Genomic DNA, 14,820 nt, shown 5'->3' with positions numbered 1-14,820 from the left:
GGCGCACCACGGACGGGGAGCGGCGGGCGGCGGCCCCCCCCGCGCGGGTGGTGCCCGGTGCCGGCCGCCGTGTCAGCCGTCGCCCCGGGCGCGCAGCAGCAGGACCGCCACGTCGTCGATCCGCTCCCGCGCCGCCGCGCTGTGCTCCACCAGCAGGTCGGCCAGCCGGCCCAGCGGCACGTCCCCGGCCTCGCCGAGCTGCTGCCCCAGGCCGGCGAGCGCCTCCTCGATGTCGGTGCCGGGCGACTCGACGAGCCCGTCGGTGTAGAGGACCAGCACCGAGCCGGGGGCCAGGCCCACCCGCGTCGTCGGATACGTCGCCGCCGGGTCGATGCCCAGCAGCGGGCCCCCGGCCAGGTCGAGCACGCGCACCCGCCCGTCCGGGCGGCGCAGCAGCGGCGGCGGGTGCCCGGCCCGGGACATCACGGCACAGCCCTCGGCCGGGTCGAGCCGCAGGTACAGACAGCTGGCGAACAGCTCGACGCCCAGCTCCATCAACAGCCGGTTGGTGCTCGCCATGACCTCCTGCGGCTCCTGGCCGACCGTGGTGTACGCGCGGACCGCCGTACGCAACTGGCCCATCAGGCCGGCGGCGGTGACGTTGTGCCCCTGCACGTCCCCGATCACGGCCGCGGCCAGCGGGCGGGTGGGCACGAGGTCGTAGAAGTCGCCGCCGATGTCCATGCCCTGCGTGGCCGGAAGATAGCGCGCGGCCGTCTCGAAGCCCGGCAGCCGGGGCAGTGAGCGCGGCAGCAGCGCCTGCTGCAGGCCGTGGGCCAGCCGGTGCTTGGTGTCGTAGAGCCGGGCCCGTTCCAGCGCCTGCGCGATCAGGCCGCCCAGGCTCGTCAGGACGGCCCGCTCGTCCGCCGGGAAGGGGTGCGGACGGGCGTAGGAGAGGACGCAGGTGCCCACCGGCCGGCCCGACGCGATGAGCGGCAGGTACGCCCAGGCCGCGAAGCCGTCGCGCACCGCCTGCCGTACCGGGTACAGCCGCTCCAGCTGCTGCCGGGACTCGAAGAAGGCGGGCGCTCCGGTGGACAGCACCCGCGTGCTCGGGGTCGGCGCGCCGAGCGGCGTGCCGTGGAACTCCTCGACGGCCCGCGGGTCGGGGTATCCGCGGTGGCCGAGCACGTGCAGCCGCCCCGACTGGGAGCCGAGGATCATCAGGGCCCGGCTGCCGACGGCCGGCACGATCTCGTCCGCGACCAGCCGCACCACGTCCTGCACGCCCACCGCCTCGGTCAGCGCCCCGGCCAGCCCCAGCACCCGCGAGATGGTCACCAGGCCGGCCGGTGACGACGTTCCCCCGGGGTGCGGCGCCGCCCGTCCCAGCTCGGCGACCGCGCGGGCCCGGCTGATCCGCAGGCTCAGCCCGGTGGTGCTCGGGTACATCCGGAAGGACAGCCACTCGCCGGGCGGGCGCAGCGCCACGAAGGACGTGACGTGCTGGCTGAGCAGGGCGGCCCGGTAGCGGTCCTCGTACATCGGGTCGTTCAGCCACGGCACGGACGCCCACAGCCGGGTGCCCAGCAGTTCCGCGGCGGGCAGTCCGAGCAGGGCGGCCGCGGCCGCGTTGGCGAAGGAGACCCGGCCGTGCAGGTCGAGGGAGGCGAGCCCGTACGGCAGCCGGGCCGCCATGCGGGCGGCCTCGGCCGAGCCGAGCGTGCCGGCGACGCCGCCGGCCGGCGGCGCGGCTAGCAGGTCGGGCTCCGGGAGCACCGGGCGGCGCTCGGCCGCGGCCCGCTCCAGCCGCACCGCCAGCCGGCCGCAGGCCGCGGTCAGGTGCTCGCGCTCCCAGTCGGACAGCACCGGCGGGTGGGCGTCCGGCCAGGTCACGAAGACGGCCCCGTACACGGTGGCACCGGTGGCCAGCGGCAGCGCGGCGAGCGCGAAGGGGTACGGCAGCACGACGGCGATGCGCGGGTAGCGGCGGGCCATCTCCTCCTCGCCGCCGACCCATATCAGCCGCCGTTCCCGTACGGCCTGGGCGACCGGGATGGGGGCGCTCAGCCCGACCCGCTCCCAGGGCGCGGCGAACGCCCGGGGCATGCCCGCCATCACCGCCATCTCCAGGACCGGCTGGTCCGGCGCCAGCAGGTACACCGCGCCCGAGTGCGCGTGGACCTCGTCCAGCATGGCGGCGAGCGCCAGGGACAGCAGCGGGCGGCCGACGGGCCCGGGGGCGGTCGTCGGGGGCTGTCCGGACCTCGGCCGCTCCGACACGCCGACCACCTCCTCGCAGGGCCGCGCCACGGCTTCCGGGACCCGGGCTCGCCCTCGGCGGCCCGCCCCGCAGGGTGAGCGGCGGGGCGGCCCGCGCGGTGGGTGCGGCGCCTGCGGGCTCCCACGGGTGCCCCGGGCGGGCGCCTCGTGTACCCCGTCGGGCGTTGCCCATGCCCGGACGGGCGGGGCGTGTTGCGGTGGACGGCCGCCGCCCGTGCGCCCCCGCGCCTCCCCTTGGCCGATTCTCCGCGCTACGGGGCCGTACACGCACCCAAGAATGGGGCACGCGCACACCACCATCACAGAACCGGCGCGGGGACCGGCACGGTACCGGCGCGCGGGGCGAACCGAAGGGGCGGCAGTGATCCGGATACTTCTGGTGCACGACGCGTGTCTGGTGCGATCGGTCATGGCGGAGTGGCTGCGCCGGGAGCCCGACCTGGGGGTGCACGACACGCCGTGGCGCGGTGCGCCGGGGCAGGTGCGGAGGGTACGGCCGGACGTGTGCGCCGTCGACCTCGACCACCCGAGGGCGCGCAAGCAGGTCCCGCTGGACGAGCTGTGTCCGCGCGAACCGGGCCGGCGGGCGCCCCGCTTACTGGTGCTGGCCACGGCGGACCGGCCGGGACTGTTACGCCAGGCCATCGAGGCCGGGGTGCTCGGGTACGTCGACAAGAAGGGGTCGCCGGAGCGTCTGGTGCGCGGCATACGCCGTGTCGCCGAGGGGGAACGTTTCGTCGACGAGTCCCTGGGCCTCGGTTTCCTCAAGGCCGCCGAGATGCCGCTGACCCGGCGCGAACTGAGCGTGCTGTCACTGGCCGCCGAGGGCGCCTCCGTCGCCGAGATCGCCGGGAGCCTGCACCTGTCCCACGGAACCGTGCGCAACTACATGGCGGCCATCACCCGCAAGACCGGGGCCCGCAACCGGATCGACGCCATCCGCATCTCTCAGGGGGAGGGGTGGCTGTGAACCGGGCGGTGCCCAGCCGCCGAACAGCTCCCGGTAGAGCCCGCAGCCCCGCAGCAGTTCCTCGTGCGTCCCGTACGCGGTGTCCCGGCCGTCCATGACCAGGACGCGGTCGGCCCGGCGGGCGGAGGTGAGCCGGTGCGCCACCACCACCAGGGTTCCGCCGGGCCGGGCGGCGAAGGCGCGCTCCGCGCGGGCCTCGGCGTCCGGGTCCAGGTGACAGGTCGCCTCGTCGAGCAGGGCGAGCGGGGCGTGCGACAGGTACGCCCGGGTCAGCGCGATCAGCTGGCGCTCGCCCGCCGACAGCGCCGCCGGGTCCACCGGTGCGCCGGGGCCGCCGAGGCGGTGCAGCAGCGGAGCGAGTCCGACCGCTTCCGCCGCGGCGAGCAGTTCGTGCGGCGGCACCGGGTCGGGGCGCAGATGGGTGAGGTTCTCGCCGAGGGTCCCGGTGTGGACGTACGCCTCCTGCGGGATCAGGACCCGGCACGCGGCCGCACCGGGCCCCGGAACCGGCCGCCCGCACACCCTGATCTCTCCGGCCGCCGGTTCGAGCAGCCCCGCCACCAGCGCGGTGAGCGTCGACTTGCCGATCCCGCTCGGCCCGACGACGGCCAGGTGGCCGCCGCGCGGGACGACGAGGTCGAGATCCCGGACCACGGGTTCGCTGTGCGGACCGTAGGCGAAGGTGACGCCGGACAGGGCGAGGGCGGGGGCCGCGTCGGCAGCGGATGCGGGAGGGGGAGCGGGCGCGGCCCGGAAAGGGGGCGCGGCCTGGGTGGCGGGCGTGGACGGGGGCGTGGGCCGGGGGGCGGGTGCGGTGTCCCGGCCGGTCCGCAGGTCCTCGTCGCCGGCCGGGGCGATGCGGCGCAGCACCACCGTCAGGCGGGCGCCGCCGGCCCCCAGGCCGTGGATCAGGTTCTGCAGGGCCGGCAGGAGCGACTGGGTGACATAGGCGAGGGCGCCCACCAGCGCGCCGGGCGACACGTCGTGGTCCAGCAGCCACGGCGCGGCCACCAGCAGCAGGACGACCGGCGCGTGACCGCCCACGGCCAGGGCCGCCACCCGCAGGACACCCCAGCGGGCCAGCGCGCCCGCGGCCCGCCGCTCGGCCTCCACGCACTGCGCGACACCGGCCGCGACCCGCGCCTCGGCGCCGAAGGCCGTCACGTCCCGCAGGCCCGGGCCCACCCGGCCCAGCCGCTCCGCGAGGGCCTCGTCCGCGGCCAGGTACGCCTCCTGGCGCCGGGCCAGCGGCCGCAGCGTCACCGCGAACAGGGTGATCGCGGCGACCAGCGGCGCGACGACCACGAGCGCGAGCGGCGGGGCCAGCGAGAACAGGCCGATCAGAGCGCCGGCCGCGGCGACCACGAAGGACCGGGAGACCAGCACCAGCCCGGCGAAGGTGTCGCGGGCGATCTCCACCTGCTGGGTGAGCCGGGAGAGCGCGCCGTCGTCCGCCTCGCGCACCCCGCGCGCCACGACCCGCTCCACGAGCCGGTCCCGCAGCGGCTCGACCAGCGCGGCGACCGACCGGTACACCCGCCCGGTCCCGACGGCGCCCAGGAGGACTCCCGTCCCGGCGACCCCCAGCCAGGCCAGCCCGGCCGCTGCGCGTCCCGCCAGGAACCCCGAGTCCAGGGACCGCGCCAGGGCGTAACCGAGCAGGAACGTCTGCCCCGTCTCCAGCACGGACCACCCGCCCAGCCGCACCAGGACCCGCCACCGGGCACGCAGGAACCTCAGCCCCCGCCGCCCCGCACCGGGCGCGCCCCGCGGCCGTCCCGCACCGGGCGCCGGGTCCGCCTGCCGGCCCGCGCCGGGTGCCCCGTCCCTCCGCCGTCCCGCACCGGGTGCGTCCGCCACCCCGCCCGTCCCGCCCGCCCCATCTGCCCGCGCACCGCGCGTCCCCGTCCCGTGTCCGACGGCCGCCGCACCCTCCGCGCGCCCCTGCGCGGCGGGGCCGGGCGGCCGGACAGGGCCGGGCGCGGCCGGTGGCCGTCCTCGGTGGTCCCCGGCCGCGCCGGCGGTCCGCCCCTCGCCGGGCCCGTGCGTCCCGCTCCCGCTCGCCGCCGCCCGGCGCCGGTCCTCGCTCACGGCCGTGCCCCCTCCGCGGGACGGCCCGGGTCACCCGCCGGGCGCACGGCGCCCGCACCCGGACCAGGTCCCTCTCCTATTGCGCTGCCGTCCCCGTGGCCCTCGCCCGGAGCGGCCTCGCCCCCGCGGCCGTCCCCGCTCTCCTCCCCGAACACCTGGCGGTAACCCGCCTGCCGCCACAGCGAGGCGTGGGTGCCGACCGCTCGTACGCGGCCCCCGTCCAGCCAGGCGACCATGTCGGCGCGGGCCGCGGTCGCCGCGCGGTGGGCCACGACGACGCGGGTGGCGCGGGCGCCACCCTGGGCGAGGGCGTGGGTGATCCGGTGTTCCGTGACCGTGTCCAGGCTCGAGAGGGCGTCGTCGAGGACGAGCAGCCGGCCGCCGTGGGCGAACGCGCGCGCGAGCCCGAGCCGCTGGGACTCGCCGCCCGAGCGGGGCGCGGCGGCCAGCGGGGTCGCGTAGCCGTCGGGCAGCCGGCGCACGAAGTCGTCGGCGCGGGCCGTGCGGGCCGCCTCCCGGACGCGGTCGGGGCAGGGCGCGGCCGGGCCGAGGCCGATGGCGTCCTCGACGGTCGCCCCGATCAGGACGGGCCGCTCGAAGGCGTGACCGATCGCGCCGCGCAGTGCGTCGTGGGTCAGCTCGCGCAGCGGCACCCCGTCCAGCAGCACCTCTCCGGCGTCCGGGTCGCACAGGCGGCCGGCGACGGCCGCGAGCAGGGACTTGCCGGAACCGGAGCGTCCGACCACGGCCAGTGTCGTGCCGCCGGGCACGGTGAGGTCGACGCCGTGCAGCACCGTACGGCCACCGCGCCGCGCCGTGACGCCGCGCAGCTCAAGGCGCCCCCGCCCCGGCGGCAGCCGCAGGCCGCCGTGAGCCGGGGCCGGCTCGGCCAGGACCTCGGCGAGGCGTCCGGCCGCCGCGCGCGCTCGCACCAGGGCCGAGAGCTGCCCGACCAGCGCGCCGACCCCGCCGGCGAGGACCGCGTAGCGGGAGGCGGCCAGTACGTCGCCGACGGTCAGCCGGTGCCGGGCGAGCAGCATCCCGGCGACGGCGACGACCACCAGGTGCAGCAGCGGGGCCACGGCGACGGCCCGGGCGGCCGCCCGGGCCTGCGCGCGCCACATCCGGTGCCCCGCCCGGGACAGTTCGGGCAGCGGGCGCAGGATCCGTGCCGTCTCCCGGTCCGCCGTACCGGCCGCCCGGATCGTGCGGGCGCCGCCCACGGCCTCCGCGAGCGCCGAGGCGATCCGCCCCTGGGTCTCCTGGTAACGGGCGACGCACTGGGAGGCGTCCCGGGCGAACGCCCGCAGCAGCAGCGCGAGCAGGGGCGCCCCGGCCAGGAAGGCGACCGCGAGCCACACGTCGAGCAGCCCGAGTGCCACGACCGCGCCGGCCGGCCCGGCCACCGCCGCGACGGACGCGGCCACCGCGGCGGGCGCGCTGCCCGCCTGGGCGGCACTGCCCACCAGCCGGGCGACGAGTTCCCCCGGTCCGAAACGGGCCGTGGCACGCGGGCCGAGAGCCAGGACGTGCCCGGTCAGCCGCAGCCGCAGCCACGCGGTGGCACGGGCGCCGGTGGTGGTGTCGAGCACGGTCTCGGCCATGTCCAGGGCGGTGAGCAGCGCGAGCAGCGCGACCGAGTACCCGACCCAGCGGCCGGCCGGCGCCCGGTTCAGCAGCAGGTCGAGGGTGCGGCCCAGCACGGCGGGCAGCAGCAGCCCGGCACCGGTCGCCGCCGTGCTCACCAGGCACAGGGCCGCGCAGCGCACCGCCCCGTGCCGCACGGCGGCGCGCAGGAGCGAGCGGGCGGTCACCGGCGGGGTGCCGCGGGCCTGGTCGGAGAGGGTCGTCATACGGCTGCCGCCTCGCATCCTGTGCCGTGGTCTCGCGTCCGCGCGCGGAACGGGCCCCGGGCGGCCGCTCCCCGCGAGGGAGGCGGCCGCCCGGAGCCGTGGAACGGACGGTGCGGGTCAGAGGCAGAGCAGGACGCTCACCGCGCTGACACACGACAGCAGGCTGGCCGTGCTGGCGCCGCCGCCACCGCCGTGGTTCTCGTCGGACTCCATCGTCTGCAGGTCGAGCAGTGCCATGCCGTGTCCTTTCGGTCGGCCCCGGACGGTGCCGGGACTCAGGTCGTCTCCCACGTCGGGGACGGGGGTTGTGTCACGACTCCGCGGGTCGCGGAGCCGCGTCTGGGTGGGCCGCCGGGGCGGCGGCGGGGGGCGGCAGGAAGGGCAGCGCCGCGCCGGTCGCGCCGTCCAGCGCCGCCGCGAGGGCGAGCAGGCATCCGGCCGTACCGGTGGCGAGATCCATGGACAGTCGCATCATCTGGTGGCCGGGGAAGGCCAGTTGGCCCTCGTACGCCATCGCGTACCAGCCGAGCGCGCCGACCTGGCCGGCCAGTTTCTGAGGGGTCGCCCCGGGTGCCGTGCTGCGGCTGAGGTGCAGGATCATTCCGGCGCGGCCCTGGAAGAGGCCCGGCTGTGCGTAGAAGCGGGAGGTGGCGGCGGTGAGGACGGCGTCGCGGGCCCGGGCGAACTCCTCGTCGGGCGCGTGGGCGAGGTAGTCGTCCAGGACCATGCCGATCCCCGCGCTGCCGTCGCCCAGGTAGGGCAGGGTCCGCCAGCCCTCGTCGACCTCCAGGCCGCCGCCGCTCGGCTGGACGGCGCACTGCTCCAGGTCGCGGCGGAGCGCGGCGGCGGCGGCGTCCAGCAGCGCGCGTTCGCCGGTCCACTCGTACTGCCGCAGCAGGAACAGCGCCACTCCGCTCGCGCCGCGCAGCAGCCCGGCCCGCCTCCGGGGGGCGTCGGGGAGGGGCTCGGCGAGCCGGGCGGTGAGCAGGTGCGCCGCCTCGGCGGCCCGCTCGCGCAGCTCGCTCTCGCCCGTCGCACGGGCCAGCGACCCGAGGACCAGACCCAGCCCGGCGAGCCCGCCGCGCAGGTCGGAGGAGAGTTTCTGCCAGCGCTCCTTCAGGACGCTGTCGACCAGGTCCAGGGCGCGCTGCCGGTGGCCGAGCAGGTCGAGGACGTGGGCCACGCCCGCGAGACCGTCGTACAGGCCGAACGGCGTGCCCGGCGGCGCGCCCGCGGTGCGCGCGAGCAGCCAGCGTTCGCCTTCCTCGTACCGCCCGGCCCCCGAGGCGCGCAGCGCGTACAGGACACCGGCCGCGCCGTGCGCGAGGCCGAGGCCGCCGCCGTCGGTGAACTGCGCGATGTCGCCGGGGAAGAGCCGGTCGGCGCGGTCCGGCGTCGCCGAGGCCAGCAGCGCCTTGGTCATCGAGTCCCGGCTCGCCGGCCAGTCGGCCGGGTCCGGGTAGGCGGGGCCGCCGCGCCCGGTGAAGAGGGTGCCGTGGCCCGGGGCGGGCGTTCCGCCCCGCGGGCCGGCGTCGCGGGTGATCTCCGCGACGGCCTCGTCGAGGAACTCCCGGGGAACGCCGGGGAACTGCTCGGCGATCACCTCGGCCAGGTGGGCCGCCTTGCCCCGGTCGATCACGAAGAGCGTGGTCACCGGCAGGAACAGGGCGAGCCGCAGGCAGGCCAGGGCGTAGCGGTCCACGTCGGGGCCGGTGCGGTCGGGCGGCGCGAAGAAGCCGGGATGGGCGACGACCTGCCGGCCGCCCTCCTCGGCCGGCGCGGCGGCCTCGAAGTCCAGCAGGTGCACCGACTCGTCGTCCGGCCCGACGACGATGTTGAACACGTGCAGGTCGTTGAAGACGATCCCGCGGGCGTGCACCGCGGCCACCGCCCGCTCCACCGCCCGGTGCACGCGCAGCGCCCACGCCGTGTACGCGGCGACGGCCCGCGGGTCCGGGTCCGGGGTGAGCAGCGGGTGGCGGTCGCCGAAGTAGGAGTTGAGCGGCCGTCCCTCGACGAAGTCCATGACGAGGAAGCGGTGGTCGCCGAGGGTGAACCAGTCCCGCACCTCCGGCACGACCCCGGTCCCGGCGAGCCGTTCCAGGGCCGCTCTCTCGCGTTCCAGGCGGGTGACCGCGTCGGCGCCGTCCGCGGCCAGCCCCGCGTGCGGCCGGCCCTCCTTGAGCACCACCCGCCGGCCGTCGCGCGTGTCGGTGCCCGCGTAGACGCCGCCGCCGTTGGAGAAGTGCAGCGCCTTCTCGATGCGGTACGGCAGCTCGCCGACCGTGGTGGTGTTGCGCGCCGCCAGGTGCGGCTCCAGGAACGGGGGCAGCGTCACCCAGTCGGGCACCTGGAACGACGGCGCCCGCCGGTCCGGCACCAGGCGTCCCTCGCCGTCGCGCACCGCCGGCACCAGCGAGCCGCGCTCGTCGACGACGAAGGCGCGCGCGAACGCGCCGTAGCGGACGTAGAGCGGGCCCTTCCCCCAGCGCAGATCGGTCAGGATGTACGGCCCCTCGAAGCCCTCCAGCAGCCCGCCCAGCTCGCGCAGCACCTGGTGCAGCTGCTCCTCGCCGTCCGGGTAGACGGTGACGAACTTGCCGCTGGTGTCGCGGGCGGCGTACTTCGTGTTCCGCAGGTGCAGCAGGTGCGGGCCGGGAACGAACTTGAAGGGGATCCGGCGCGGCACGCAGTAGTCCCAGACGATCGCGGCGATCTCGTCCGCGTTGTCCCGGGTGGCCGAGGCGTGGATCTTCCAGCCCTGGGCCGGGCCCGCGGCCGCGGCGCCGTCCGCGCCGAGCGGGGTCAGCGTCAGCCAGTCGCCGGTGCGGGTCGCGTCCCACCCCTGCGGCACGGCGCGCCGGGCCGTCCCGAACAGCTGCGCGGCGGAGCGCCCGCCCTGGGACAGCCGGTCGGGTGTCTCGTAGAAGTGCGGATCGGCGAGCGCGTACACCTCGTAGCGCTGGTCCATGTCCGTCCCCCCTCCCTGGTCGGCACCGAGCCTTCCAGCCGGGCGGGGACCGCCGACAGTCACGTCTGTCACGAGACCACCGTGCGGAACGCACGCGTCAACAACCGTTCGAAGAGACCGCACAGACCTGTTCGAAAGATCCGGACGGCCTGCCGGGCCGCGGTGTTCGCACGGGTCCCGGGCGGCCGGCCGCGGGGGCGCGAAACCGTCCGGGGGCGCGCGAACCGTCACAGGGGCTGCGCGAACGGCTCATACGCGCTGTAATGGCCAACGTGGTCAGTGAGGGAGCTACGGCACGCAGATCGAGGACGCTGCAGGCCGAACTCGCCCTGAGCACCCTCACCGAGGACCGCGCCGCGCCCGACCGGCCGCGCCGCGTCCTGGAACAGGCCCTCGTCTTCACCCCGGCCGCGTTCGCCGGTGTCTACGTCCCCGGCGGTCCCGCGGGCGAGGCGCTCTGCCTGGCGGAGTCGGCGGGCGTGCCGCGGACGCTGTACGGGCTGCGCGACACCTACTCCCTGGCCGGGAACTCGCCAGCGGCCGAGGCCTGGCGCACCGGGCGGGCCGTGTGGCTGGGCCCCGACGAGGTGGCCGGCCACGCCGACTCCCGCCGGATGCCCGCCGGCGACGTGTCCCTGGCGGCGCTGCCGTTCGGCGGCGCCCGGGGCGGCTGCCTGCTCGCCGTCACCGACGCCCCCGGCGGCTTCGGCAGCGAGGACCGGGCCTGCCTGGAACTGGTCGCCGAGGCCTCGGCGTGTCCCGCGCCCGCCGCCTCGGCGCCCGGCGGGGAACTGCCGCCGGGCGCCTTCGCGCTCGCCATGGACAGCGGGCGCGTCGAGGCCGGCGACGACGTCCTCGCCCTGTTCGGCATCGACCCGGCAGGCTTCGACGGCAAGGTGGAGACCCTGCTCGCGCTGACCGTGCCCGAGGACCTGCCGTCCCTGATGTCCGTGGTCGAGGCCGACCACATGTCCATCGGCGAGCGCGAGCTGGAGTTCCGCGTCCTGCGGCCGACCGGGCGGCCCAGCTGGCTGCGGCTGCGCGGGCGCCTGCTGCCCGGCGGGGACGGCCGCCCGGCGCGCCTGGAGGGCACCGTCGCCGACGCCTCCGCCCTGCGCCCGGGCGTCACCGACGTCACCCGCGTCCAGCGGCTCGCCTCCGCCCTCGCGACCGCGGGCACCGTCCGGGACGTCAGCCACGCCGTGGTCGCCGCGCTGCGCGCACCCCTGCGGGCCGACCGGATCGCCTTGGCCGAACTGGAGAACGACCGGCTCGTCGTCACCGTGCTCGACCCGCCCGAGCCGGAGTCGTGGCCCGAACTGTGGCGCCTGGAGTGGCGCACCGAGTGGCCGGACGCGCCGGTACGGGCCATGCCCACCCTGGCCGCCGCCCTGCGCGAGGGCCGGGCCCGGATCTGGCCCGCCGGCACCCCCCTGGAACCCGCGCTCGCCGAGGTCGGCCCCGGCGGTCTCGCGGTGCTGCCGCTGTCCGCCGCCGGCCGCACGGCGGGCGCCTGCCTGATCGGCTGGGACAGCCCCCACGACTTCGGACCCGACGAGCGCGCCCTGCTCACCGCCTCGGCAGGACTGGCCGGGCAGGCACTCATGCGCGCCCACGCCTTCGACGCCGAACACGAACTCGTCGGCATGCTCCAGCGCACCCTGCTGCCCCGCAGGCTGCCCCGGCTCCCCGGCGCCGAGGCCGTCGCCCGCTACCTGCCCGCCACCGCGGGACTGGAGGTCGGCGGCGACTGGTACGACGTGATCCCCCTGCCCGACAACCACGTGGCCCTCGTGATCGGCGACGTCCAGGGCCACAGCACCGGCGCGGCCACCCTCATGGGGCAGATGCGCACCGCGCTGCGCGCCTACGCCGTCGAGGGCCACCCCCCGGACGTCGTCGTCTCCCATGCCAACCGGCTGCTGCTCGACATGGAGACCGACCTGTTCGCCACCTGCGCCTACGTCGACCTGGACCTGGAGGCCGGCACCGCCTGGTGCGTACGCGCCGGGCACCTGCCCCCGGTGCTGCGCCACCCGGACGGCACAGCGGAGATCACCGAGGTGGAAGGCGGTCCCCCGCTGGGCGTGCTGTCCCAGGCCGACTTCCCGATGACTCCGCTGCGGCTGCGGCCGGGGACCGTGCTCGCCCTGACCACCGACGGACTCGTGGAGTCGCCCGAGGCCGACATCGACACCGGCATGGACCGCCTCGCCCGCCGCCTGGCCGCCGTCGACCCGGGCCGTCTCGGCCCGGTCGCCGACGCGCTCCTGACCGGCGCCCGCCGCGAAGACGACATCGCCCTGCTGCTGGTGCGCTACGACGGCCTGGCGGTACGCCCGCTGAGGGAGAGCTGGACGGTGTGGCGGGTGCCCGAGGCGGTCCGGCACGCCCGCCGTTTCACCCGGCGCACCCTGCACTCCTGGGGCGTGAGCGAGGACGCCGACACCGCCCTCCTGGTCGTCTCCGAACTGGTCACCAACGCGCTCGTGCACACCGAGGGCCCGGTGCGCCTGGACCTGACCCTCGTCCACCACCGGCTGCGCATCGCCGTCGCCGACGCCTCCCCCCGTACGCCGGTCAAGCCGACGAACATCGGGTGGGAGGCCACCGGCGGACGCGGGATCCTCCTCGTCGAGGCCGTCTCGACGGCCTGGGGCGCGCTGCCCGTCAGCGGCGGCAAGCAGGTCTGGAGCGAACTGCTCCTGGGGCGGTGAGCGCACCGCCCGGCCGCCGACCCGCCACACGGGTGCGCCGCGCCGCCGGCACGGCAGGTCTGAGCCGCGCGCACGGTCGCCGTGCTTAGGGTCCTGGGCTGTGTCACACACCTTCGAAGAGCTCGTGGCGAAGCAGCGCGCCGCCGACGAGGCGCACACCCGGGTCGAACAGCTCCGGGCGGCCTACGGGCCGCCCGCACAGGAGCGGTGGACCGGGATGCAGAGCGAGACGTACGAGACCGCCCTGCGCGCCTGGCGCGACCTGGCCCGGGACCTGCAGACCGCCCTGAACGAGTACGCGAACCACGAGGCAAGGCCCCGCGCCGAGATCGAGGCCGAGGTGGAACGGGCGGCCCGCCCGGCGGGGCAGGACGGCACCTGAGCGTCGCCGCTCCGGGGCCGGGCGGCGGCCCCGGAACCCGCGACGGCGCAGGGCCGGGAGCGGGTCTCGGCACCCGCGACAGCGCCGGGACGGCCGTGACGGCGCCGGGCCGTCTGTGACGGCCCCGGGGACGGACGTACGGGGCGGTACGCGGGACCGGTGACGTATTCGCCGGGGGTGCGGGTACCCGCGCGCCATGGACACCTCCCGTTACGAAGCAGCTTCCGGTGCCGGGTCGGTCTTCGGGATCGTCGTCATCGTCGTGGGCGCCCTCGTCATCGTCGGCGCGCTGATCTGGGCCGTCCGGCTCGGCATCCGGGTCAAGCAGCGCGAGCCGAGAACCCCGCGGGCCGGTGAGCACCCGACGCTCCCGGACTCCGGGCCGGTCCACGAGACCCGGCAGCGACGCGAGCCCGACGAGGTGCCGCGCGCCGAGGAGACCGGCCGCCGCCTCACCCCGCACGAACTCGGCTCGTCCGGCAGCCGGCGCAGCGAGGACCAGTCCCGTCCGCGCTGGGACCCCGGTTCCGGCGGCTCCTTCGGCAGCGGCGGCGCCGGCGGCCGATGACCGCCGGGTTCCCGGCCGGCGGTTTGCGCCCGGGCCGCGCGGGGACCCGACCCGCCAGGACCGAGAAGACCGAGAAGGCCGCACCGGGCACCGCGGCCTGCGGCCGGGAACCGAAGCCCGGTGCGCCACCACCCGCCGACGCAGAAGGAAGATGAGGACCCGTGCTCGCGCACACCATGGAGAAACCGGCCGTCCAGCCCGCCGAGTCGGGCTGGGCCAGGGCCCGACGGCTCAGGGACAGGCACGTGCGCACGTGTCTGCCGGCGGTCGAGGACCGTGGCGGAACGCAGCGGGAGCGCGGGCGCGGCGACGGCGGCGAGTGGAACATCGTCCGGGGCGAGGACTGACCGGCCGACGCCCGGCCGGAAGAGTTTCCGGGAGCGCCCGTACCGGCAGGCGGGGGGGTCCGGCGTACAGACGCCGGACCCCCCCAACCTGTGTGCCGGCTCAGCCGTGCGTCTTGGCCAGGAGTTCGAGGACCTCGGCCGTGGTGCCCGTCTCGCCCAGCCGCGGGAAGATCCGCTGCACGCTGGAGCGGTGCGCCTCCGCGTCAAGGTCCGCCATGGCGTCCGTCGCCAGGGTGACGTGGTAGCCGTGCTCGTGGGCGGCGCGCGCGGTGGACTCCACACCGATGCTGGTGGCGATGCCGGTCAGCACGATCTGCGTCACCCCGCGGCGGCGCAGCTGCACATCGAGGTCCGTGCCGTGGAAGGCGCCCCAGTTGTGCTTGGTGACGGTGATGTCACCGGGGTGGCCGGCCAGTTCGGGCACGATCACGTCCCAGCCCTCGGGACGGCTGCCGCCGCCCGCGGCGGCCTCCGTACGACCGGGCACGGCGTCCGCGAAGTCGGCGGCGAAGGACACCCGGACGAGGACGACGGGCAGGTCACGGGCGCGGAACGCCTCGGCCAGCTCGACGCTGCGGGCGACCACCTCGGGACCCGTGTGGGGCACGGTCGGCGCGGCGGCGATGCCCGCCTGGAGGTCGATCACCACGAGGGCGGTACGGGGGTCGAGGGCGGTGAGTGCCATGGGACACGGGCCT

10 protein-coding genes and 1 pseudogene are annotated in these 14,820 nt (G+C 77.0%); 5 read left to right on the top strand and 6 right to left on the bottom strand.

What is annotated here, in order from left to right; all coding sequences use genetic code 11:
- Positions 1-72: 72 nt before the first annotated feature.
- Positions 73-2,232, bottom strand: a complete 2,160-nt coding sequence (locus IG64_RS01665; protein WP_037851300.1) for a PP2C family protein-serine/threonine phosphatase — start codon at positions 2,230-2,232, stop codon at positions 73-75.
- Between IG64_RS01665 and IG64_RS43005 the strand changes: the two are divergent.
- Positions 2,135-3,109: pseudogene (locus tag IG64_RS43005) on the top strand (LuxR C-terminal-related transcriptional regulator); the annotation flags it as partial. The gene IG64_RS01665 and the pseudogene IG64_RS43005 sit on opposite strands and share 98 nt — an antisense overlap.
- Here the strand turns inward: IG64_RS43005 and IG64_RS43000 are convergent.
- From IG64_RS43000 to lanKC, 4 genes are all read right to left on the bottom strand, one after another.
- Positions 3,035-4,933 (bottom strand): ATP-binding cassette domain-containing protein, encoded by a 1,899-nt coding sequence (locus tag IG64_RS43000; protein ID WP_037851297.1) that lies wholly within the window; start codon positions 4,931-4,933, stop codon positions 3,035-3,037. The pseudogene IG64_RS43005 and the gene IG64_RS43000 overlap by 75 nt on opposite strands.
- Before the next feature lie 347 nt (positions 4,934-5,280).
- Positions 5,281-7,137 (bottom strand): ABC transporter transmembrane domain-containing protein, encoded by a 1,857-nt coding sequence (locus IG64_RS01655; protein ID WP_078883714.1) that lies wholly within the window; start codon positions 7,135-7,137, stop codon positions 5,281-5,283.
- 117 nt (positions 7,138-7,254) lie between these two features.
- Entirely contained in the window at positions 7,255-7,374 is a 120-nt protein-coding gene (locus IG64_RS01650) for a SapB/AmfS family lanthipeptide (RefSeq protein WP_018569989.1), read from the bottom strand.
- Between the two features lie 73 nt (positions 7,375-7,447).
- Positions 7,448-10,108, bottom strand: coding sequence for a class III lanthionine synthetase LanKC (gene lanKC / locus IG64_RS01645; protein WP_037851123.1), 2,661 nt, complete (start codon positions 10,106-10,108; stop codon positions 7,448-7,450).
- 263 nt (positions 10,109-10,371) lie between these two features.
- Here lanKC and IG64_RS01640 point away from each other — a divergent pair, with 263 nt between their 5' ends.
- The 4 genes from IG64_RS01640 (at position 10,372) to IG64_RS01625 (ending at position 14,122) form a co-directional block, all read left to right on the top strand.
- Positions 10,372-12,825 carry a SpoIIE family protein phosphatase gene (locus tag IG64_RS01640; RefSeq protein ID WP_037851122.1) on the top strand — a complete coding sequence of 818 codons (2,454 nt, stop codon included), beginning with the start codon at positions 10,372-10,374 and terminating at the stop codon, positions 12,823-12,825.
- 100 nt (positions 12,826-12,925) lie between these two features.
- Complete coding sequence (locus IG64_RS01635; protein WP_037851121.1) at positions 12,926-13,207, top strand: hypothetical protein; 282 nt, start codon at positions 12,926-12,928, stop codon at positions 13,205-13,207.
- Positions 13,208-13,403: 196 nt separating this feature from the next.
- Positions 13,404-13,775 carry a DUF6479 family protein gene (locus IG64_RS01630; RefSeq protein ID WP_037851120.1) on the top strand — a complete coding sequence of 124 codons (372 nt, stop codon included), beginning with the start codon at positions 13,404-13,406 and terminating at the stop codon, positions 13,773-13,775.
- A 161-nt stretch (positions 13,776-13,936) separates the two neighbouring features.
- Entirely contained in the window at positions 13,937-14,122 is a 186-nt protein-coding gene (locus IG64_RS01625) for a hypothetical protein (protein WP_037851118.1), read from the top strand.
- Positions 14,123-14,222: 100 nt separating this feature from the next.
- On the opposite strand, the gene IG64_RS01620 is transcribed toward IG64_RS01625, so the two are convergent.
- Entirely contained in the window at positions 14,223-14,807 is a 585-nt protein-coding gene (locus tag IG64_RS01620; RefSeq protein ID WP_037851117.1) for a hydrolase, read from the bottom strand.
- Positions 14,808-14,820: the final 13 nt, after the last annotated feature.

The organism is Streptomyces sp. NRRL S-340 (genome assembly GCF_000720185.1).
GTDB lineage: Bacteria > Actinomycetota > Actinomycetes > Streptomycetales > Streptomycetaceae > Streptomyces.
This window is presented reverse-complemented; position numbering and strand designations above follow the sequence as displayed.